The organism is Thermococcus henrietii (assembly GCF_900198835.1).
In the GTDB taxonomy this organism is placed as follows: Archaea; Methanobacteriota_B; Thermococci; order Thermococcales; family Thermococcaceae; genus Thermococcus; species Thermococcus henrietii.
The window spans coordinates 1536388-1560118 of the sequence record NZ_LT900021.1; the positions used below are offsets into that span (position 1 = coordinate 1536388).

At 50.1% G+C, this 23731-nt stretch carries 16 protein-coding genes; all 16 read left to right on the forward strand.

Annotation, left to right across the window (positions count from 1 at the left end; genetic code table 11):
* Positions 1–64: 64 nt before the first annotated feature.
* On the forward strand, positions 65–1327 hold the full coding sequence (locus CS910_RS12170) for a hypothetical protein (protein ID WP_099211146.1): 1263 nt from the start codon (positions 65–67) through the stop codon (positions 1325–1327).
* Positions 1328–1466: 139 nt separating this feature from the next.
* Positions 1467–2600, forward strand: a complete 1134-nt coding sequence (locus CS910_RS08460) for a hypothetical protein (protein WP_099211149.1) — start codon at positions 1467–1469, stop codon at positions 2598–2600.
* A 19-nt stretch (positions 2601–2619) separates the two neighbouring features.
* Positions 2620–3567, forward strand: coding sequence for a hypothetical protein (locus CS910_RS08465; protein ID WP_099211151.1), 948 nt, complete (start codon positions 2620–2622; stop codon positions 3565–3567).
* Positions 3568–3600: 33 nt separating this feature from the next.
* On the forward strand, positions 3601–6030 hold the full coding sequence (locus tag CS910_RS08470) for a tRNA(Met) cytidine acetyltransferase TmcA (protein WP_099211153.1): 2430 nt from the start codon (positions 3601–3603) through the stop codon (positions 6028–6030).
* A gap of 68 nt (positions 6031–6098) precedes the next feature.
* Positions 6099–6620, forward strand: coding sequence for a TIGR00288 family NYN domain-containing protein (locus CS910_RS08475; RefSeq protein ID WP_099211155.1), 522 nt, complete (start codon positions 6099–6101; stop codon positions 6618–6620).
* The gene (locus CS910_RS08480; protein ID WP_099211156.1) at positions 6617–7102 is read left to right on the forward strand and encodes a TIGR00288 family NYN domain-containing protein; all 486 of its coding nucleotides are present in this window, start codon (positions 6617–6619) and stop codon (positions 7100–7102) included. Before CS910_RS08475 ends, CS910_RS08480 begins: the two co-directional genes overlap by 4 nt.
* Before the next feature lie 86 nt (positions 7103–7188).
* Positions 7189–8355, forward strand: a complete 1167-nt coding sequence (locus CS910_RS08485; RefSeq protein WP_099211157.1) for a thiamine ABC transporter substrate-binding protein — start codon at positions 7189–7191, stop codon at positions 8353–8355.
* A gap of 114 nt (positions 8356–8469) precedes the next feature.
* Positions 8470–8685 (forward strand): hypothetical protein, encoded by a 216-nt coding sequence (locus CS910_RS11830; RefSeq protein ID WP_145955400.1) that lies wholly within the window; start codon positions 8470–8472, stop codon positions 8683–8685.
* Positions 8663–9166, forward strand: coding sequence for a hypothetical protein (locus tag CS910_RS08490; protein ID WP_223211947.1), 504 nt, complete (start codon positions 8663–8665; stop codon positions 9164–9166). Before CS910_RS11830 ends, CS910_RS08490 begins: the two co-directional genes overlap by 23 nt.
* Before the next feature lies 1 nt (position 9167).
* Positions 9168–11012 carry a hypothetical protein gene (locus tag CS910_RS08495; protein WP_099211160.1) on the forward strand — a complete coding sequence of 615 codons (1845 nt, stop codon included), beginning with the start codon at positions 9168–9170 and terminating at the stop codon, positions 11010–11012.
* Between the two features lie 42 nt (positions 11013–11054).
* Positions 11055–11651, forward strand: coding sequence for a chromosome assembly protein (locus tag CS910_RS08500; protein ID WP_099211162.1), 597 nt, complete (start codon positions 11055–11057; stop codon positions 11649–11651).
* Complete coding sequence (locus CS910_RS08505) at positions 11648–12265, forward strand: hypothetical protein (protein ID WP_099211164.1); 618 nt, start codon at positions 11648–11650, stop codon at positions 12263–12265. The genes CS910_RS08500 and CS910_RS08505 overlap by 4 nt, the downstream gene beginning before the upstream one ends.
* Before the next feature lie 36 nt (positions 12266–12301).
* Positions 12302–16930, forward strand: coding sequence for a DUF2341 domain-containing protein (locus CS910_RS08510; RefSeq protein WP_099211166.1), 4629 nt, complete (start codon positions 12302–12304; stop codon positions 16928–16930).
* 56 nt (positions 16931–16986) lie between these two features.
* Complete coding sequence (locus CS910_RS08515; protein WP_099211168.1) at positions 16987–18579, forward strand: serine/threonine-protein kinase; 1593 nt, start codon at positions 16987–16989, stop codon at positions 18577–18579.
* Positions 18580–18714: 135 nt separating this feature from the next.
* The gene (locus CS910_RS08520) at positions 18715–22593 is read left to right on the forward strand and encodes a PEGA domain-containing protein (RefSeq protein WP_099211170.1); all 3879 of its coding nucleotides are present in this window, start codon (positions 18715–18717) and stop codon (positions 22591–22593) included.
* A gap of 9 nt (positions 22594–22602) precedes the next feature.
* Positions 22603–23715, forward strand: coding sequence for a pentapeptide repeat-containing protein (locus CS910_RS08525; RefSeq protein ID WP_099211172.1), 1113 nt, complete (start codon positions 22603–22605; stop codon positions 23713–23715).
* The last annotated feature ends 16 nt before the right edge of the window (positions 23716–23731 follow it).

A 23731-nucleotide genomic window follows, 5' to 3' on the forward strand; every position in this document is an offset into this window, starting at 1 on the left:
TGGAGGGGTCTATATGCAAAAAAGGCTTATAGTAGCAATTGTGTCTCTTTTTGTAGTTAGTTCTTTGTTAGTAGCACCAGCAATCCAGGGAGTTCCCCCCAGCTATTCTAACCAGCTTTACAGCCTCTACGGAGATTGGCTTCAGGGAAAGCCCGTCGGCTTAGCAGTTTTCCACGTAATCCCAACCTACAACGGAAAATCTTTCAAGGGCAATCTAATACTCACCGTTATAAACTACTCCTCTGACCCTCCTAGGGTAATACTCGTAAAGCGCATCACAGGATATTCCGACGTTGCATTCAAGATAGAAAGAATTCCCGTTGGTGTCAGAGAGTTCACAGTCGTCGAGAACGGCAGACTCGTTCAGAAGACCAGAACTGTCTTTAGAGAGAGGGAGTACTACGTGGGAGTTTTCGGCTACGTGAACGGAAAGCTGTACAGCGGTGGGAAGTTCGTGATCTTTGAGCCACAGAAGCCAATAACCCAGCTGAACGTAGAGCTAGGGCTCTTTGCGAAGAGTGTTCCCAAGCCGAACAAATCCAAGGAGAGAGATTATATGGAGAGCCTTAAACGAAGGGGTGTGAGTCTCAAATCCTCTGACGGCATCGTCTATTCTTCGACCCCCGTTGAGACTAAAACAGAAATTGTACACCTTCCTGCTGGTGTTATACACGCCGCCCCATGGACAAAGGTTTCCTGGTGGGTCTCCGGCGGATTTCTTGTCAAGGGCTACGGAACAGACCAGAAGACCGCCCTATGGTACGATTCCTTTGAGCAGTACACCTTTGGAGAGCTAATTCCCCCTGACCCCCACGGATGGCATAAGAGCGGAAAAGACCCGGCAGTTTCCTCTGTGACGACGTGGGTTACTCTCGACAACACGAACTCCCCGTACTACAAGAAGGAAACCGTCATGGCACACGTCAGGTACGAACTTGACGCCTACGTTTACAGCTCTTGGATAACAGGACTCACGATAACCCAGTACGTCCTGAAGCCAACGAGAATAACTGGACTTTCAAACGGTCCTGTATCAATAGAAAACCCACCAGAGGTTCCCAGCTACGCCGACACAATCAACCAGAACGGAGAGTCCTTTGGATTCGAACCGAGAACAAGCGGTCCTGGATGGATGGTCAGGGAGGTAACGTTTACCTTCGGCCTCAACTACGAGGGAGTCGATGCAGAAGTCTCTGTAACCCTTTACAGGCAGGCCGGCGGTTCCTCGTACGGTGCGCCGTTTGTGGTCGTTTACGACGCCGTTGGCGCGAAATATTGGTACAAAAACGATGACCCTAAAACGTATGAGTTCTTCGTTCACTGGTAGTTCCTTTCTCCTCTTCAGCTATCCTTTCCCTTTTTGGACCTTAACCTCAATTGAGTCATCCGAGTGCCTTACACTTTCGGATATCCTCAAAGCTTATAACATAGAAAGGTATTTAAAGGCATCCTGCGTAGTTGTAGCAATGGAACTTCCGCCAAGAAAACACCTCGTAGCGCTCGCACTGGTCTGCGTGGTTCTCCTGACCATCGTTCAGTGGTGGGACTACAGCCGAACCGGTGAAATCCTTGAAAACTATCCTGGGGCATCATTTCCCGCCCAGTACACAGCCAACGTCAGTCCGATTCTGCCGTCCAGGTACGTTCACTCACTAGGAAACTCCATAGTTGGCTACTCCTACCGGCCTTCAACCGATGAGTACATCTTGTACATCAGGGAAAGGCACGGGAAACCAGATGACGGCTACACGGAAGAACTTCAGTGGCTGAACGATTCCTACGTCCACTACCTTAACCTAACGAGCGAGTCCATTCGCCTATGGTCTGAAACCGGAAACGAGTCATACTTTGCCCGTGCAGTGTTCTGGATGGGGGAGACCCTCAGAGCAGGAGAGGGGCTGGAAAACGTTCAGCGCGGGGAAAACGTGACCATGATTGTTATAAGACCATCCTATCCCTACAGGCTCCTCCGGGGGGAAACGCTGGTTTTACTGGGAGAAATGGTCATCATCCCGCTCCTCATCGCGGGCACCCTCCTGCTGATGTTCAGGTTCGATGCGCTGAGAAGGTTCGTTTCCAGACCCAAATACTTGGCGCTTTTGCTGATTGTTATCATCACGACGTCTCTCCTCGCGTACGGACACTTCCACAAAAGACCCGACACCCTCATCGGCGTCAAGTCTCACTGGAACGACACGCTCAACCTCTGTGGTGGTGATGTCTACTACGCCCACCGGGACACCGCTGCAGACTCAATACTGCTCAACGCATCCCGCTCCGCGGAGTACGTGGATGTTCGGAGGGAGAATGGGCACCTCAGGCTGATGGCCCTTGCGCTCCCCCGCGGGAGAGAAACGGAGTTGCTGCGTAGTCTCTCAAAGGCAACTACGGTGCTCTACATGTACACAGTTCCCCCGGCGGTTCCATCGCAGACCGCGGTGGAGAAGGTTCGCGGCGACCTGCTTAAGAGAGGTGCCATCAACGAAACGGCCGTTGATGAGGTGATAAACGCCACGCTCAAGAGCATCCGGGAGTCGGAGGGTCTGAAGGTCTGCGACAACCTAACGGTTGTAACGCTTACGTTTGATAAGAATGGATAAGAGTAAGTGGGGAGCGGTCATGGGGAAGTTTCCAAAGATTGCTTCTGCCGTACTCCTGACGTTCCTCGCTTTGTTCACGGTGGTCTCCGCCCTTCAGTGGTGGGCCTACGAAAGTGCCAAGGAGAGAATTCTCTCGCTTCCCTGTGACCCCGAACTTACCCCGTACCGACTCGAAGCTGAGTCGTTCCTCCCGCCTGGATGGTTGTTGAAGGAGGGAATTGGCTACCGCTACGGTTTCTCCGGCGAGCTTGAGCTTGTGGTACCTGAAAAACTCGGAAAGCCGAGTCCCGAATACGAAGACCTGCTCTGGGTTCTGGGACTGTACCTGAACGATTCCGTGTCCGACCTCAGAGGATTTCTGGCGAACGGAAGTGATGAGGAAATTAGGATGGCGTTTCAGCCGGTTGAGAGGAACTACATTGCCCTCAAGCTCGCCCGCGAGTATGGGGAGCGTAACCTCACGGAGGTCGTCCTAAGACCTTCCCCTCCCCTCGCTTGGGTTTTGGAGGTGTGGAAGGGTATCAGAAAGTTCGCATCGCTACCGGAAACCAAGATTGCGCTCGTGCCGGCCCTCTTCACTCTTCTTTCCTTCACGACCCTCTACCTGTGGCTAGCCGTGTTAGCGAAGACGAGAAATCGGGTCGGAAAGGTTAAAGCAGTCATCTCGTTCCTTCTTCTCTCCTTAATCTTCGCGGCTGCCCTCTGGGGAGTGCTCCAAGTCTTTGAGCCGTTTTCAGTTGGAATGGGCAATCCTACGGACCGAGAAAGAGGAGCGGCCTGCATGGAGTTTCCCTCATGGAAGTACACAAACACAATCCACAGTAAGGCCTCCGAGTATATCGATAGCCATCCGAAAGCTACCTGCGAGGTTCTTAAGTACCTCGACCGCAGGTTGGGACGGGAAGATATGGAGAAGCTCGTGGGTGCGCTCTCCTTGAACTGGAACTGCCCTGGGCTATCTTTTTAAATTCCCCTTCTCCCCTTTAGCGGGGGAGGAGAGATGACCGTGAAGGTCAGATTTGACAAGGAAGTGAGAGACTACGCGAAGGGCGAGAAGGTTAAGGACTCGGTTCTCAAGCTCACCGAGACCGCTTTAGCCCAGGCCCTTGAGAACTTCCACAGGAGAATGATTGTAATCGAGGGCGACATGCTGAGGAAGGCCGAGCTGGCCGGAATACTCGCGGGGGCCTCTGCGAGGGTTTTGAGCGGAATTTTGGAAGAGCTCATGAAGAAGCGCCTCCGCGATGAGAGCGAGGATAAAATAGAGGTCCTCTACGCCACCGACGCGCTCGGCGAGGAGACCTTCGGCAGGAAGCGCTACGAGGCCTTCAGGAAGCACTTCGACGTCTTAGCGGGCTCGAACGTCGAGGTAAAGGCCGTTACCTTCAAGCACACCCGCGACATCCTTGGAAGAACCTACGATTTGCTCGTCCTCGACATGAGCTACGACTACTCGCCGAACGACCTCGGAAGGATTATAGAGACCGTCCGCGGTGGGGGGCTGATTTTCATCCTCGCTCACCCCTTCGAGAAGTGGAAGAACATGTGGACGGGCTTCCACAAGAGCCTCGTAACGCCGCCCTACACCATAGACGACGTTAAGAAAAGGTTCAACAGAAGGCTCATCAGGAAGTTCACGGAGCACGGGGGCATCTACATCATCACCGAGGGCGGAAAGGCCAGGAAGAAGCCGAGAAGGGGCAAGAGCCAGGCGAGGATTAGGGCCAGAAAGGGCGTCCCCATTCCGGAGGAGACTCTCTTCCCGAAGGAGCTCTACGAGATGGCCCTGACCGAGGGGCAGGTTGAGGTCTTGGAGGCCTTTGAGGAGCTGGTCGAGGGCGGAATGCTCGTTTTAACGGCAGATAGGGGAAGGGGCAAGAGCGTTTCCGTTGGAATCGGCGCGATAGGTCTAGCCTTAGCTCTAAAGAAGAGGACGAGAATCGTCGTTACCGCCCCCGAGCTTGAGAACGTTCAGGCCCTCTTCCGCTTCGCCAAGCGCGCCCTTGAGAGGCTCGGCTTCAAGCCCTACGTCGTTGAAGAGCGGGGACTGATAAAGGAGCTCTACGCGAGGAAAATCGGCCTCCGCTATTACCCGCCGGCCGAGGGCTACAGGAAGAGCGCCGACCTCTACATCCTCGATGAGGCGGCTGGAATTCACGTCCCGATACTCCACAAGTATCTCAACAAAGAGCGCGTCGTTTACTCCTCAACGATTCACGGCTACGAGGGAGCGGGGAGGGGCTTCTCAGTGAAGTTCCTCAAGAGGGCGAGGGAGAAGAGGGAGTTTAAGGAGCTCCACATGGACGAGCCAATTCGCTACGCGGAAAACGACCCGATTGAGCGGTGGCTCTTCGACGTTCTGCTCCTTGACGCCGAGCCCGTTGAGCTCACCGAAGAGGACTTTGAGCTGATTGAGAAGAAGGAAGTCTATCTGGAAGAGCCGGACCTCGACGACTGGTTCGAGAACGACAGACCCGAGCTGAGAAACTTCGTTGGAATCTATATCTTGGCGCACTACCGCAACAGGCCGAGCGACGTGGCGCTTTTAGCTGACGCACCCCACCACGAGGCCCGCGTGCTCAGGCTCAAAAACGGCAAGATAGTGACGGCGATACAGATTGCCAAGGAAGGTGGAATTCCGAAGAAGGTAATAGACAAGATGGCCAAGGGCTACAAGCCTCGCGGAAACATAATCCCGGACATGATGGTCAAGCACCATTATTTGAAGGAATTCGCGAAGCTGAAGGGTTACAGAATAGTGAGGATAGCAACCCATCCGGATGCGATGGACAGGGGACTTGGAAGCAAGGCCCTGGAGCTCCTTGAGAAGGAGGCCCGCGAAAAGGGCCTCGACTGGATAGGCTCTGGCTTTGGAGCCAGTGAGGAACTCGTCCGCTTCTGGGTCAGGAACGGCTTCGCTGTGGTTCATCTCAGCCCCGCGAGGAACCCGGTCAGCGGTGAGTTTACGGCGATAGTCCTCAAGCCGATAAGCGAAAAGGCCAAGAAGCTCATCAAGAAGGCCAACGATGAGTTCAGGATAAGGCTCACAGAGTGGCTCGGAGATACGCACAGGGAGCTTGAGCCCGAGATAGCGCGCTGGCTCTTCGAGACACCCTTCGGCGAGGCCGTTGATTATCCGGTTCACCTCACGGAGATTCAGAAGAAAAGGCTTGATGCTTTCACGGGTAAGGTCCTGACCTACGACACGGTAGTTGACGCGGTGAAGCCGATAGTGAAGCTCTACTTCCTCGACGGCTGGATGAAGCCCTACCTCGACGAGAGGCAGATAAAGCTCCTCATCTACCGCGTTCTTCAGGCCCACAGCTGGGAGGAGACGGCAAAGCTGATAGACAGAACAGAGACCTTTACCATGATTGAGGTGCGCGACATCATAAGGGGCCTCTGGTACTACTACAAGAGGCTCCTCTGACGAACATTTTTTATATCATTGGCCCGTAAAAGGCCGTGTTAGTTTCAGTGATTTCAACGGTGACACCTATGCCAGGCGGAAGCTGGGAAAAGATAATCTCGATGACGAAGGACGGAATAAAGAGCATAGGGATGATTAAACAGAAGTCCAAGCGTGGGAAGAAGATAGCCCTTCTCATTGATGGACCGAACATCCTGAGGAAGGAGTTCGGGATAAAGCTCGAAGACATCGTTGACGTTTTAGAGAGCATCGGAGACATCCGCGTTGCGAAGGTCATACTCAATCAGTACGCCCCCCAGGGCCTCATAGAGGCGGTCTCGAATCAGGGGTTTGAGGCCGTTGTCGTTTCCGGCGAAACGGGGGTAAAGCTTGCCGTTGAGGCCATGCGCGAGATTTACAACCCCAACATAGATGTAATCGCCCTCGCGACGCGGAACGCGGAGTTTCTGCCGGTCATCCTCAAGGCCAAGGAGAAGGGGAAGGAAACAGTGGTCATCGGCGTCGAGCCGGGATTCTCCGTTGCGTTAAAGCACGCGGCGGACTACACCATAGTCCTCGAGCCCAAGCGGGACGGGAGGGATGAGCTGTGAAGGAGACGCTCATCAAGGTCCTCAAGCGCGAGAAAGAGCCACCAAGTGAGGAGATAAGCGGCAAGAGCATCGGGCTCATAATAGACGGACCGAACATCCTGAGGAAGGAGTTCGGGATAAAGCTCGAAGACATCGTTGAGGCCCTTGAGAGAATTGGTAAGATAAGGGTCGCAAAGGTTGTCCTCAACCAGTACGCACCCCAGGGACTCATAGAGGCGGTCGTCAACCAGGGGCTTGAGCCCGTTATAGTCGCCGGCGACACCGACGTGAGGATAGCGATAGAGGCCATGGAGCTCATATATAACTCCGACGTGGAGGTTATAGCCCTGGCCACGAGGGACGCGGATTTTCTACCTATAATCCAGGAAGCGAAGAGAAAGGGAAAGGAGACGATAGTCATAGGCACCGAGCCCGGCTTTTCTGTGGCCCTTCAGAACGCCGCCGACTACGTCATCAAGATGGTTAGCAAGGTAGAGGACTGAAGTGGCCAAAGTTGGGAGGCAAACCTTTTTTAAACCTTCAATTATCGGGTTATTGAACGTGACAACTTGTTAATGGAGGTGGTTCGATGAAGAGGCTACTGGTGATTCTGGTTGCCGCCCTCATGGTGGCCTCCCTCTTTGGCGCAAGGCCAGTCAAGGCCGAGGAAACGCTGACCGTTTACTCCTACGATAGCATTGAGCCCTGGATGAAGGAAATCATTCCAATATTCGAGAAGGAGTACGGCGTCAAAGTCCGCCTCGTGACGTTCGGCGACGCCGGGGAAGTGCTCAGCAAGCTGATAATCGAGAAGAACAACCCGCAGGCGGACGTTGTCGTTGGAATAGACAACAGCTACCTTCAGAAGGCACTTCAGGCGGACATCTTAATCCCCTACAAGCCGGAGAACGCGAAGTACATCCCCGATTGGATTATAAAGGACTTTGACCCGACCTTCCACCTCACGCCCTATGACTACGGTGCTATAGCAATAGTCTACAAGAAGGACGTCGTGAAGAACCCGCCGAAAACCTTTGAGGACCTGACGAAGCCCGAGTGGAAGGGCAAGCTCATCGTCGAGAACCCGCTGACGAGTTCAACTGGAATGGCCTTTTTCCTCTGGACGATTGGCGTTTACGGCGACAAGTGGCCCTACTACTGGGAGAAGCTCAAGCAGAACGACGTGATAATCGTCAAAGGCTGGGGAGCCGGCTGGGAGATGTGGGACAAGAACCAGGCCCCTCTGTTCGTCAGCTACGCCACTGACCCGGCCTACGCAGCCTGCGAAGAGAACAGCACCAACATCGGTGCAATCTTCCTTAACAACACCGCCTACGTTCAGATTGAGGGAGCGGGAATCGTCAAGGGAACTAAGCACCTCAAACTCGCCGAGGAGTTCATAAACTTCCTGATAAGCAAAACCGCCCAGGAGAAGCTCCCAACGACGCAGTGGATGTATCCCGTTAACAAAGAAGTCAAACTCCCGGCCTGCTTCAGCTACGCCCTCAACGTCAGCTCCGCTAAGGTAATCTCAATCCCCTCCGAGGAGCTCGCCAAAAACACCGACAAGTGGCTTAAGGAGTGGAGGGAGCTGATGGTCGAGGGCAAATCCCCCGAGGAAATCTCCCCAACGCCGACTTCCACCGCCAATACGAACAAAACCGAGAGCTCACGCGGTAAGGGTTCGAGTATCTGTGGCCCTGGTTTGATAGTCGGACTTGCCATAGTGCCTCTTCTTCTCAGGAGAAGACTCTAACTTTCCCCACTTTTCAATTATGCCTAACAAATCTCTATTCAATGAGTAAGAACGAGAACAACATTTTTCCTTTGAGGTTAACACCTCTAAAACGTCCAAATTCTCGTCGAACAAGTGAAGTTTAGGCTCAAGGAGAGCATTGGAGCACTCTCCCGAACTTGTAGAAAGGTAAAGGGAATAATCCACAGGATAAGATTGGCTGATATAATTCCTTATTCTTCCATGGAAGGCAATCTCCAGATTGGAGAAACATTTATATACTCCAAGAGCAGTGATATTAAGTGCAGTGGTGTCTATGCGATATTTGGTGATAGTGAGATACGAAAATGATGCCGAGAGAAAGAGAGTGGACTACCTCCTTGAGAAATGGTCAGAAAAAACTTCAATAAAAAAACCAAAGGGTCTTATTTTTTTCATAGATACCGACCGTCCACATGAGTTCTTGGAGGACTTGTTTTCAAAGTTAGAGGGAGAACCCGAGAGGAAAGTGGAGGTGTATAAGGTTGAAGGTACCGTTAGGGGGGTGGAGAAAAGGAGCGTTGAGTTGAGATACAAAATTCCCGAGGAAAAGCGAGTGGTTGAGAGGTTTATTGAGTATATCCTTACGAAGTTTAATGCAAACGTACTCCAGAAGATAGGGGGGAGCAAAGTCTACGAGGTCCCCACGCGAAAAGGTAGGGGTACGGTACAAGTGGAACTCAAAGAGAACAACGGGACCGAGGTCATAATCACGATTCAGGGTTATGGGGATGTTGTTGATTTTCTTTCAGAACGAATCAAAGAAGAACTCACATTGTTTGCAGGTGATTAAGATGGGGCTATTTGAGGAGGGCAGGACGGATTGTGTTAAGGCTTTGCTAAAACCCGCGGAGCGGGTTTTGAAAGAAGGGCTGGATATCGCGGTAGAGAGTTTTCAGAGGCGAGAAAAGCTCTGGCAACAGGTAGAAGAAAATTATGAACGCTATTTAGACGGAGAATGTGGGGAATTTCTTAGGGACCTTGATATGCACTTTAGGAGCAAGTTTGAGGGCGCGTTGGCTTTGCTCGCTTGGAGTTTCAGGCAGAACGGCGAAACGTACCTTCCAGCCAGTAGGAGGTATAGGGACAGGGAGCTTGAGGCTCTCGAACGTGTTCTCCGTTACAACGTCTTTGAAATTTATACTATGGAGGACATACTGAGGCAGATAATGCATAGGGACACCAACATTCTCGGTCTCCTCAGGGAGTACCGTAGCGTGAACACATGGATTGAGGGAATACTACAGGACCACAGCATCAAGTTGCAGCTGAGATTGTTCTTGAAATCAACATGGGAATCCTACAAGGGCAAAATAACCGCCGCTATGGCAGAGGCAACACAGCGCTTTGATTGGTTCCAGGACGTCATCCACGAAGCCGAAGAAGAAACAATGGCCGTCGAGAGGACATACCGGAGACAACTGGAGAGGAAAGACCAAGAGATGAACGAACTGAGGAAGCAGATGAACAGTATGCGCATGAGATTCGAGCAGGAAAAGGCGGAGCTTCAGAAAAGACTTGAAGCCGCAAAGGATGAGGAACTCGCCCGCATCATTCAGGAAAAGGAGGAGATGCGGAGAAGGTTCGAAGAGGAAAAGGCCCGGCTTGTTGAAGAGATAAGCAGAATGAAAGATGAGGAAGCTAGAAAGATGCTGGAAGAAGAACTGGCCAAGATGCAGGAGAAAATGACGGCAGAAGTTAGGGCGATGGAGGAAGAAATAAAACGGAGGGAACTCCAGCTCAGAGAAAAAGAAATGGAACTTAGGAAGAGAGAACTTGAAATCAAAGAGAAAGAGGACGAGATTTCAAGGAAAATCCGAGAGGTAATGAACCTTACAGGAAAGGTCGAGAAGGGTTCACGCTTTGTGAAACTTGACGAAGCAAGGATAATGGAGATTAACTTCATCGGTCGGATTAAGAGCAAGTTCAAGGACAACGTTAAACTCCTTGGAATGACGTTTAAGGTGGAGTCAGTAAAGGAAGTAAAAACGTTTGACAAAACATCGTACGTTGGAAAGCTCAATGAGAGGGACCTCAAAAACGTTCCGGACAATACGCTTGTTGAGGTCAAGCTAAAGGAAAAGAAGCTTCTTGGCAGGGGAAAAGAGATAATGGTCAAGGCACTCTTCTACGGAAGGCCAGAGCGTTATGCGGAGGTCGGCTTCGATACAGACCCAATTGAATTGGCCGACATAAACGCCCTCCTAATAGACGCCCGGGATAACGCCAAGAACGGCCGCGTTGTTCTTCTCGTGGCATCTCCCACGGGATTCGAGAGGAGAGTAAGGAGTTACATCGACTCGAAGGACTTTCATAGGAACTTTATCTCCGAGAACGTCTCCATTGCCCTCCTTGACCTTGAGAGCGGTGAACTGCTGTACAATCCCCACGATGAATACGCTAAGGCCTTTAAGCCTTTCCTCAGGCTTGAACGGGATGAAGAACTCTTGGCCAAGGTCAAGGCAATGCTTGAGGAGAGAGTCTCACAGAAGGGATACGTTAGGCTTGAAGATGCCGTTGGAGACTTTTCCGAGGACATCGTGAAAAGGGCATTCCAGGAACTCAAGAATGAGAAAGGTTACGTAACAAAATTCATCGACGGCGTTGGTTACGTCCTCGTAAAGGAGGGGTTCCTCTGAAGCTTTCGTTTTTAGTATGCAGATTGTGGTGGGGGTGTTGATATGGGACTAAGAGACATGTTTGGGAAAAAGAACACGATAGAGAAGCTCTCCCTTAGGGAGCTCCAGGGGGAAGAGATACGGCTGAGAAACAGACTGGAACGTCTCAAGAAGGACCTCAACCAGATAGAGAAAAAGAAAAAGCAGCTCTTTCAGGAGGGAATCGGAGCGGATAAACTCAAGAAGAAGATGCTTGCCCAAGAAATCAAAAGCCTCGACATGGAGCAGAAACTCAAGCTCAAGGACTTCACGATGGCCCAAAAGCAGTACACTCTGATAAAGAATATGATAATCGTCAAGAAGTACGAGAAGGAGCTTCGGAAAGTTGGGATATGGGAAAAGCTGAGCAGTGTTGAGCCAGAACAGCTCGAGCAGGCCCTGATAAAGATAAACCTTGACGGAAAGGAGTTCGATGAGATGGTAAGCAGCCTCAACAGGGTATTCGAAATGGAGGTTGCTGAATTTGAAGAGAGCGAAGACGAGACGGAGAGGGAGCTTCTCAAAGCCTGGAGCCAGGTAGAAACAGGGGAAGCTGATGTAGAAGAGGTCGCAGAGAAGGTCATTTCTATGGACAAAAAACTTGAGGATGAGGAGCTATGAGCATCCTCTCAAAATTTTTTGGAAAAAGAAATCCGCTGGACGTCCCCTTGAAGAGCCTTAACGAGAGCAGAATAAAACTGGAGTACCAGATAGAGAAAGTTGAGAATGAGATAGCAGGCATTGACCGGGAGATAGCGATACTATTCGAGAGAGCCAAAAGAGCGAGGAGCAAGAGCGAAGAGCTGACCATTGCAACCAAGATTAAAACGCTCAACCAGCGCAAAAAGAACCTCCAGAAGACTCACATGCAACTTAACAAACAGCTCATGCTCATCAGTAACCTTGCAATAATCAAGGAAAACGAGGCTCTTCTCAAGGGCACACCGACGTGGAATCTACTTCGTAGGATGTCTCCAGAGGAGCTTGAGCGCCACCTCACAGAGATGCAACTCGATGCCCAGAACTTCAACGAGAACCTCAACCAGATGCTGGGCATGACCGACCAAACGATAGGAGCAGGTGTGGATTTTGAAGAAGATGAGGAGCTTGCCGAGATTATGAGGACCATCCACGCGGTCAAGGAAGGGGAACTCGAGCCCGAGGTAGCGGCAGAGAAAGTAACCGGCGAAGAGAGGCCGAAGAAAAGGAAGGAGGATTGGTTCGAGGAGTTTTGATTTTTTCTTGCTTCCAAAACCCTTGGAGATGGGATAATGAAAAAGAGAATCATTGCTGTTGTGTGGGTCGTTCTAGTAATTGAAGCGTTTCTCCTAACTCCCTACCCTACTGTAGCTACAGGTTACTCAGATACAATTTATGAGTACAAGTATGTCCTCCCATTAGTATACCTAGAATCCCTATGGGGTGCAGATGGTTACCACAGCGGTATTGTCGTATTCTCGGCGACACCAGATACAAAGGTTCTTATAGACACTAACTTTAACGGTCCTGATGCCTCAGATAAAGTGTTCACTCTTTCTGCAGGGGATAGACTGTATATAGGCAACTTTCCTGATGTTTCCAAATATCAAACGTTTCAATGGAACAAGAATCCGTTGGTGATATACTCAAATAAACCCCTGTATATACAGGGGCAATACTCCAACAATGATTTTGGGGACTATGATGATTCATACATGTTCTTTGGAACACCTATTCCGGGTACCAAACTAATAGGCCCAGACGTTAAAATGTTGTACATAACAGCTTATTCAAGTGAAACTGATGTTTATATAAATGGGAACTACATCGGACATGTTTCCCCCGGAGAAGTCCTAACGGAAAATTTCACTACTCCTCAAACTGTGGTTGTAACTTCCACAAAGCCTGTTGTGGCTATGGGAGTATCAATAGATCCCTCCACAAGAAGCAGGAGCTACGCATTCCCATTGATGCCCCCAATGTCAGGCAAATTTTTGATTCCCGATTCAAATGCACAGTATGCTTATGAGATGAATACACAGGAAGTTAATGAGCGTTATCTCATCTTGGATTCAAACGGAAACATTATCAAAAACGAATCCCTACCTTCAACACCACAAGTTTTTACACTCCAAAACTCAGAAGTCTTTGTCTTTAGAACTTATTACTACCAAGACCCTTGGGGAGATGGAGCCTCAAGATACGCCATGAGTGCTACAGCCATAAAGCCGGCTATGAACTCAACGTTGATTGGATGGATTGGAAAAGTCGATAATAATGATGTAAACAGAGAGCTCGTATTCTACGCTGCCAGTAACGTAAAAATCTATGAGGACTATAATGGGGACGGAACAATTGACAACGTTGAAATGCTCTCAGGGGGTAGAATTTACAAGTTCTCTGATAGGAAAGATAATGAATCTGTGTTGATATATGTGGTTGGTAATATCTCCGGTGAATATTTGGATTTTGTTGGGTGGGCTGGACAACTCGAAGGAGTGCAGGAAGAAGGGACAGTCCCCCTGTCCAAAATCAACAGTCTTGAAAATAGTGGAAGTTCTGAGAGTAACGAGAACTCCCAGAGTATGGGGCATACTATCTTCTTTGACGGCTTTGAAAATTACACTGTTGGGTCATTTCCTTCAGCAGGCGGATGGATTCTTGATTATGAAGGAGCAGGTAGCAGTTATCAAAAAGTAGTCTCTTACCCTGTTAAAACAGGAGAAAAAGCACTGCAGTTATTGTCTGCTCAAGGATGCTGGGCTGCAGTTGCAGAACATAAATTCAACTCGAATGCTCAGATAATAGGGTTTGAAGCAGATGTTATGGCCCAGAGTTTTGGAACCGAGGGATGTGGAGGGAATAGAACTACTGTTATACGATTGGCCTTCTGGAATGGGAATCTAGATTCCTGGGGTAGATACTATGCCGATGTACAATTTGCTCACAATGGCATTATTTACGCCCTATCCTCAGGTATAGAGCACAGATTAATCTCTTGGAAGCCTCAGAAGTGGTATCATGTCACAGTAATTCTTAACAGAAACACAAACACGTACTCTGTGTATATAAACAACAAACTTGTCGCCAGCAATATCCCTGTGGAGCATACAGACACAAACAATATCAACGCTATAGTATTAACCGCTGGACACGCTAATACCAAAGTGTTCTTTGACAACGTAAGAGTTTTTGAAATAAATTCAAGTGCATCAATATCAAAACAAACTCCAATCCTAAAAGTGGTTCAATATCTAACTCCTGAGGACCTATCTAAGTGGAAGTATTATCGCAATGTTATCATACAGGACAAGTCCGGACAAACATTGAAGAACTTTCAGGTTCTGATTAAACTCAACTCAACTAACTTTGACTTCTTCCACGCCAACCCCGATGGTAGTGATATAAGGATAGTGGATGAAAACGGCAACTTTTTGCCCTACTGGATTGAGGAGTGGAACTTAACTTCAAAAGAGGCGGAAATCTGGACGATAGTTCCAGAAATCCCAGCATATGGGACGGTCACATTAAAATTATACTACGGCAATCCCAACGCCCAGAGTAGAAGCAATGGGGATAAAGTGTTCGAGTTTTTTGATGATTTTTCAAGAGATGTGATAATAAACAAACAAAAATGGAACCTTAACTACAGTTATAACTCAACATGGACCCTTGTGAATGGATTACTAAAATACACAGCTAATGGTAACAGGGGGTACCTTTTGACAAACCAATACTGGGGACGTGAAAACTTAATGTGGTGTACTGTAGCAAAATCTTCCAATGACTATCAGAATTGGGTTGTATGGTACAGTCCTCCCTTTGGTGGATACGTATCTAATCCTGGAACAGGTTATTTTGTAGATGTTAGGGCCTATGGATACGGATGGAGCATAGGAGAATCCTCTGGAAACCCATGGCAGTGGAAAAATATTGCTCTAGGCAATATATCTAATGATGGGTCTTCATGGTATTTGGCGTGTATTGCATTAACACCATCTCAAGTCATTGGCTACATTAAAAATCTCAACACCGGAAAGTCAGAAATTCTTACTGCCACTGATCAAAATTATACAGCCCCGAGAATGTTTGGGTTATCCTCACGAGAGCAACCAGACGGAGCTACTGCATATTTTAAATATGCATATCTACGCCTCTATGCCCCCAAAGACCCTCTTGTTACTGTGGGTAGTGAACACATTACAGAGGAGTATAGCCAGTCGACAACTCCAACGACCACCTACACCTCAACAGCTACTCAAACTTCTACAACAACTCAAACTCCAACCCAAACCTCGTCTTCCACAACAACCCAAGCTACATCGAATACGCAAACATCTACCTCAACCCTCGCCCCAGTCGCCAGCTCCGCAATAGGCGCAGCTAAGACAATAATATCCCAGGTACCATCCTACGTGAACACCAGCCAAGCGAAGACTCTGCTGGAAGAGGCACAGAATGCCTACAACAACGGGGATTACAAACTCGCCAAAGAATTCGCTGAAACTGCTCAAGCTCTTGCGGTCAAGTCCTACTACGACGCATTATATACCAAACTCCAAGAGGAAAAAGCCAAAGGCGTTGACACGTCCAAAGCAGGAACACTACTCCAGCAAGCTTACAGTGCATATCAAGACAAAGATTACACAAGAGCCCTTCGTATTCTTGCCCAGGCCGATTTAGTGCTTGAGGGAACAAGCTCTTCATCTTCTAAATACTATTACTACATCCTTGGCGCCCTTGCCATAGTTGGGGTAAGTGCCTATGCATTCTCTCGGAGAAAGTCCAAACCAGCTCCAGTTTCCCAGAATGACTCCGTAGAAAAGAAGCCGATAAGGACAACTGCTCCAACGACCGGAAACATCGTTGAGAGCCTCCAGGAGCTCTACACAGACTTTGAACTTATTGGCCAGGGAGGTTTTGCTTGGGTATACAAAGCACGGAGAAAGAAAGACGGCAAAGTAGTCGCTTTAAAAATACCGAAGAACATAGACCCGGTAACAGGAAAATCCTTCCTCAGGGAGATTACCCACTGGCTTCACCTCAAACATCCAAACATTGTAGAACTGTACGATGCAAATGTTCTACCAATTCCATACCTGGAAATGGAGTACTGTGATAAACCTCTCTCAAAACTAAGGACACCACTAGACGTCGAGCAGGCGACTTGGATAATATTTAACATCGCCGAAGGATTGAAGTATGCACACAAGCGGGGTGTTATTCACAGAGACTTGAAACCAAGTAATGTTCTCTTAAAGGCAGGAATTCCAAAGATAAGTGACTGGGGACTTAGTAAAGTCATGAACGAGAGCAAGAGTTCGACAACTACTACTAGCTTTACTCTCCTCTACGCAGCTCCGGAACAACTTTCAAAGTCCCAATTTGGACACACAGACGAGAGAACAGATATCTGGGCACTTGGAGTTATCTTCTATGAGCTCGTCACCGGAAAACTGCCCTTTGATGGTAGCGACCTAGGCGAGATAACTTTCTCAATAATAGGCAAAGACCCAATTCCACCCAGTTCTATCAACCCTGAGGCAAAACTAATTGAACCCATTATCATGAAGATGCTCGCCAAGAGAAAAGAAGACCGCTACACCAGCGTTGAGGAGTTGCAACAGGACCTTGCAAGGGTGTTAAACCTAAGCCTCGTTGAGAGTATGAAAAAAAGCCAGGACCCAAGAGCAGTAGTATTCTATGCCGGTAACTTAGCACTAATGCATCTAAAGCTTGGTAATCTAAATGAGGCTTTGAAATACCTCCTAGACCTCCAGCGTTATACAGGGAGAATGAACTCTGACCTCAATTGGCTCATTGACCAAGTAAAACTTGCGATGGAGGAAAATGTCAGGTTAGGTGAAGACGCGCTGATGAAAGCCGACGTCATCATCCACGAGATAAAGATGGGGAGGTGAGATTTGCCTCCCTTTTTAGGTTTATCTCAAAGTTAAAACGACAGGAGAGAAAAAAGATGCCAAAGAGAAGCCTTGAGGAGGACTTCGTTCGGAGGCTCATCATCTCGATTTTCCTGATTGCCCTCCTTCAGGGCTTCGGGTTACTCATATCGTTCTTCATATTCCTGCCGTGGATTGAGAGATTCCTGCGGGAAACAGGCCCTCGGAGACCAAGACCCGAACCAGTTCCCAGACCGGTGCCCAAGAAACCGCATGACAAGGACTCAAATCCCGGAATCTCCCTTACGGACGGGCTGATTTTTGAGGCGCCGAAAAAGCTAATCCGGGGAGCTGAGGCGCTGATAAAGGTTGGTTTCAGGAACAGGACAGGGAAAAGCCTTCGCGTCTCGATAGACCTGTCGGAGCTGGCCCTCTACGGAAAGCTGGAGAGGAGGACCCTTGACCTGTACCTCCTCCCTGGCGAGGAGAGGAGCGAGTACGTGCGCTTCGTGCCCTCGAAGGTTGGGAAGCACGCGCTTACCGTCCGCGTCCGCTCCGGGCCGTTTATGGGGAAGAAGGCCATTGAAATCGAGATCGCAGGGGAAAAAGCCGGGGGCAACGGGCTAGATGCCCTTCTGTCGAGGTACGAGAGGGTCGAGCAGATTGGAGAGGGCGGCTTTGGCAGGGTCTACCGCGCCCTGAGGGACGGCCGGTGGGTCGCGCTCAAGGTTCCCCACGTCCTCAACGAGAGAACCGGAAAGCTCTTTCTGCGCGAGGTTTCAATATGGCGCGAGCTGAGGCACAGCAACATAGTGAGGCTCCACGACGCCAACCTGACGCCTTACCCCTACATAGAGATGGAGCTCTGCGACCGGTCGCTCGAGGACCTGGAGAAGCCCCTTCCGGTGGAGCGCGTGGCTGAGATAGCCTTTGAGGTAGCGGAAGGCCTGAAGTACGCCCACTCGAAGGGTATAATCCACCGCGACCTGAAGCCAAGCAACGTCCTCCTCAAGGGCTCCAAGCCGAAGATAAGCGACTGGGGGCTTGCGAAGGTTCTGTTCGAGAGCGGAACCACGACGGTAACGGCGATGACGCCTTACTATGCCTCACCCGAGCAGATAAGTCCGTCTCGCTTCGGAGGGGTTGACGAGAGAACCGACGTATGGCAACTGGGCGTTCTCATGTACGAGCTCGCGACGGGGAGGAGGCCCTTCGAGGGGAGCGACTTCGTCGAGGTCGCCGGGAGGATAATCATGGAGGAGCCGCAGAAGCCGAGCGAGCTTAATCCAGAGGCGAAGCCCCTTGAAGGAGTAATCCTCCGCTGTCTGAGTAAGGAGAAGGAGAGGCGCTACGGAAGCGTTGAAGAGCTCCAGCGGGATTTGTCGGGAATCCTCGGCGGGAAGTACCGGGAAGAGCTCAAGAAGAGCGTCGAGCCCTCGCGCTCGGCCTACTACGCGGGCCAGCTGTTCCTCCTCCACCTGCGGCTCGGGGACGCGAAGGAGGCCCTGAAGTACGCAAGGGACCTGCTGAGGTACGCAAGGGGGAGGGAGAGGGAAGAGCTGGAGAAGCTAATCGAACAGATTGAGCTGAGGGTTGAGGAGGGTCTTCCGGCCCCGCAGGAGCTCGTTGAGAAGGGTGAGGTGGTAGTTCATGAGGTTAGCGGGGTATGAACGTATAGTGCATGTTATAGCTCCCCTAGACACAGAGGGGTTCGAGATGGGAGGGATGTTGAATTTGGATGATTGCAGCGCTCGTTGGGGGTCTAGCATGGGTAGGAGCCAGTTAGATAAGGGAGGGGGAATTTCATGAGAGCAATGAAGATGTTTGTACTAGTTTTTGTTCTTTTAGTATTCATTGTCTCGGAGAGTGTCCCTTGGGCTACTGCTGGAAACGTTAGCGTTTCGTGGTCCTCAAAGACACCAGGTACACTGATTGCCGTGTGTGAGACAATGAACCAGTTGATAATAGCTTCCGGGACCAGGTTGGAGTTTAGAGACCTCAAGGGGAACCTCCTGAATTCGAGGGATTTGGTGTATCCAATAACCGATGTCGAGCTTGAGCGTAACACATGGGGGTTGGATGTCTATGTTGCATCTGGAAAGTTCATCCATGTTTTCTATAAAAACGGGATGTACAAAAGGTTCACAGCACCAGACTCGATGAAAGTTCTGAAAGTAGAACCCTCCCCTTGGACCGACAGGGTTCTTCTCCTGCTGATGGATAACGGGCACTACTACGCGTATATAACGAACAAGAAGTTCTCAGAGGTCGTATTTAAGCTCGATTTGGGGACGGATAGGCCCCTTGTTGGAATGACCTACGATGCCAACTACCTCGCGGTAGCCCAGGGAAGCGAACTCCGCCTCGTTGAGGTTTCCGACGGAAAGGTCGTGTGGGCTAAAAAGCTCGGAGGAAGCGTTACTGCTCTCCTCGTTGTTGACCGTGGAGATGTGTACGTGGGAACCTCCGGGGATACACCGAAACTCCAGAAACTCAATGCTAAAACTGGAAAAACCGAGTTCTCGGTGCCTCTGCTCGGTACTCCCGTTGCAGTATCCATCGACTGGGAGGGGAGCTATCTCGCCGTCGCTCAGAAACCTGGTAGGCTGTCTTTACTCTCCTCCTCTGGAAACGTTCTGTGGGAGGAGGATTTCTCCAAGGAATTCGGCGAGGTGGGTGATGTTGAGGTATCGAGGAGCGGTCGCTACATAGCGGCGACGTTCGGCGGTGGGACGTTGGTTCTTACCAACGGATTTGTGCCTCCGGCGAAGTTTAGTGTGAATGCCAAAAACGCCAAGTTGATTCCTGTGTTCACGGCACAGGTTAGGGGAAGCGTTTACGCTGTTGATGCGGACGATGAAGGGAAAGTTCTTGCGGTCATTAGTTACTATCCGAACCCTAAGGGGATCTTTCCGAATTATTTAAGTGACGTTGTCATTATGGACAGCTCCGGCAACGAGATTGGAAAAGACACTTTCGAGGGAATACTCAGAGATGTAGCAGTTAGCGGGAATGGAAAATACATAGCGGTTGTTGGCGACGACCACTATCTTCACGTGCTCAATATGAAAGGCGATGAAGTTGCGAACAGATTTTTTGACTTTTACAGTGGTGGATCATACACGGTCGCCATCTCAGAAAACGGTAATAGAATAGCAGTTGGAACCTTTGCAGGCTGGACCGATGATAACATGACGGAGGTGGCAAACGCCAGCATTTACTACTTCACGTTTGATGGCTCCAAAATCAATGAGGTATGGAAGAAGCCGTTTCCAAGCCCTACCTGGGGAACGAGGGTGTGGGGACTCTCTATGGACTCTCAGGGAAACCACTTGGCAGTGAGTGTTGATGGTGGGTATAACAACACATTTATCCTTTCATCGAGCGGTAAACTCCTGTGGGAAAGTGGGGAAAGGGGATATATCCGTATCAGCAAGGATGGTGAAACCGTAGTATACCTGCCCCTCCCAGGAGATGGCATTATTCGCGTTCAGAAAATAACGGGGGATATTATCTGGACCAAGCCCGTATCTGGGGTTATAGGGGGCTTCAAGTTTTCAAGGGACTTCTTGGTGGCATGTCTACGAGATGAAAATAAATTAACCAGCACTATCAAGATTTTCTCGATACAAAATGGCACAGAGATTCTTACAGCAACTTTTCCTGGATTAATAGTTGATTTCGCAGTCAGCAGGAACAACTACCTCCTGATAGGCTTCGAGAACGGCACCGTAGAATACTACAAAATCGAGAGCACGGTTCCTCTGCCCAACGTTAGGGTCACACTGAAAATCAAGAGCTTCCCATCCAACGCGAGGGTCTTCGTGGACGGCTCATACAAGGGAAATACTCCCATAACCCTTGAGCTTGAGGAGGGTACTTATTCAATAGCCATCGAGAAGATAGGCTACACCCGGTGGACCTCGACCGTTAAGCTCCTTGCGGGGGAGACGAAAACCCTCAACGTAACTCTTGAGAAGGTGGCCGCGGACACGGGAGCAGTCTTGGAGGTAACCTCCACTCCCGAGGGAGCAAAGGTCTATTTGAACAGGGAGTACGCGGGGGTTACGCCCCTCAACTTGACACTTGAAGCCGGCGACTACGAGGTAAAACTGGTTAAAGAGGGTTATCTGGACTGGGTAAAAACCGTCTCCCTAACTCCAGGCTCCTCGGAGAAGGTCAGTGCAGTTCTGAGCGAAGCTTACGGCGTCCTTGAGGTTACCACGAGTCCAACTCAAGCCAAGGTCTATGTAAACGGGGATTACCAGGGCCTCTCACCTCTGAGGATAACCCTCACCCCCGGCAACTACACCGTGAGAATAGTCCGCGAAGGCTACGAGGATGAAGAGAGGAACGTTACAATCAAGGGTGGGGAAAAGACTTCCCTCGCATTGACGCTTGTTCCATTGAAGGGCTCCTCAGAAGGGCCAGTTGAAATAGCAGGGGTTACAATGAGCTCGAGCACGTTCTACTACATAGGTGCCGGTGTGGTTGCCGTTTTCGTTGCCCTCATGCTCTTCATCAACAGGCGCTTGAAGCAGATAGAGCAGAAGACCACCGCCATGACGGTTGATGAATTCGCCCCAAGGCCGGCCTCCCCTACTACCTTTCCCCAGGAGCTCTCCAACAAATACACTGAAGTTGAGTTTATAGGCAGGGGCGGCTTCGCCAGGGTCTTCAAGGCCAAAAGGGCGAGCGATGGAAAGGTCGTCGCCGTAAAGGTTCCCATAAACCTAGACGAGGCTACTGGCAAGAGTTTCATCAAGGAGCTCCAGAACTGGGCCAACCTGAGGCATCCAAACATCGTGGAACTCTACGATTACAATATCCTTCCCATCCCGTACCTTGAGATGGAATACTGTGACTGCAGTCTTAGGCGGGAGAAAAAGCCTATGGACGTAAAGAAAGCAGCATGGCTGATTTTCAACATAGCTGAAGGCCTGAAGTACGCCCACAATAAGAAGGTCGTCCACCGCGACCTGAAGCCGAGCAACATCCTCCTCAAAAACGGGGTTCCAAAGATAAGCGACTGGGGACTGAGCAAGGTCATGACGAGCAGCAGGAGCTCCACGGTTGCAGGCTTTACCCCGCTTTACGCCGCCCCAGAGCAGATAAGTCCGACAAACTTCGGGGGCACCGATGAGAGGACGGACATCTGGCAGTTGGGCGTGGTGTTCTACGAGCTCGTAACCGGAAATCTTCCATTTGAGGCGAGCGATTTCGTGGAGCTGGCTTCAAAGATCACTACAGAGGACCCGGTTCTGCCGAGCCGGCTCAATCCAGAGGCGAAGGAAGTGGAGCACATAATAATGAAAATGCTCTCCAAGGACAAGGAGCTCCGCTACAAGAACATGCTCGAACTCCAGAGGGACCTCGCGATTTACCTCGGCATGTCCCTCAAGGAGGAGCTCAAAAAGAGCACGACTGTGAGGGACAGGCACAGGATTGTTTCGTATCTCGGCGACCTTCTGCTGATGAGCATGAAAACCGGAAATAAGATCGAGGCATATAAATACGCAACGGATATCGTGAACTACGTTACAGGAGAACTGGGAAATGAGTTCAGAAACCTTGCAAAGTACCTGCAAATAATAACAGAGGAGGGCCTTCCGATTCCGGATGAACTCATTCAAAAAGCCGAGATTCTCATCCACAAGGTCAAGCTCGGCTTTGAAAGGCTCTAGGTGGTCTAAATGAGATGCACCCACCAGTACAGGCATTCGATTAAGGAGTGTCCGCGCGAGGCGGAGGAGCTTGGCCTCTGCATTTTCCACCTTCCATTCAGTGGGAAGAACTTTGAAGAGGCAGAGCTAAGCGGGGAAGACCTGGAGGAGGCATACCTCAGCGGGGCAAATCTGAGGGGGGCAAACCTCAGCAACGTCAACCTCCGCTATGCCGATGTAAGTGAAGGTAATCTAAGCGGGGCAAACCTTGAATGGGCCTCTTTGGTGGGTGTTGATTTAAGCAGTGCCAAGCTGGACGGTGCGAACCTGACAAACGCTGATATACGTAATGCTGACTTAACGGGAGCCAACCTAGACGAAGCAACCCTGAGCTTTGCCAACCTTGAGGGTACGAGCCTTATTAGGGCGTCTCTCAATGGAGCCGAGCTCTACGGTGCAAGTCTGAATGGCACAAATCTCCTTGGCGCCGACTTCAGGGGGGCAAGGCTCTATGGGGCTGAGTTTGATGGGGCAAAAAACGTTGAGCACGCGATTTTTGACGACATCGCAGTTGAGGAAAAAGAAGGAGATGAATTCAGAAAGAAAAAGGACTTTGAAAGGGCATACGATTCCTACTCCAAGGCTCTTGAAGTTTACCTTGACCTGAAGAGAATTTTTAGGACCAAGGGGCTCTACGACAGGGCCTCGGTTTACTCAGTCGGCGAGTGGCGCGTTCGTGGTAAGCTTCAGTTAATAGCATCACGGGTTCAGAATCATAGTTCAACCAGATTTCTGCCCCTAACGGGAGGTGGAAAACTGGGTGTTGTTGAGGGAACGCTCAGGTACGTTACAAACAGGTTGTACGGGATTACATCCCTTTACGGAGAAAGCCCACTGAGAGTTCTCTTGACGACGGTGACGATAATACTGGCTTACGCACTGATTTTCTGTGTGAGTGGAACAATCCGTGTGGGTTCCCCAAGGGACTGCCTCTACTTTAGCATTGTGACGTTTACAACCGTTGGATACGGGGATATAACCCCCGTCCCCTCCCATAGACTACTCGCGGCGAGTGAAGCCTTTATCGGTGCGTTCATGCTTTCGTTCTTTGTGGTTGTGATGAGCAGAAAACTTATCAGATAAATGAGAAAGTTAGGAG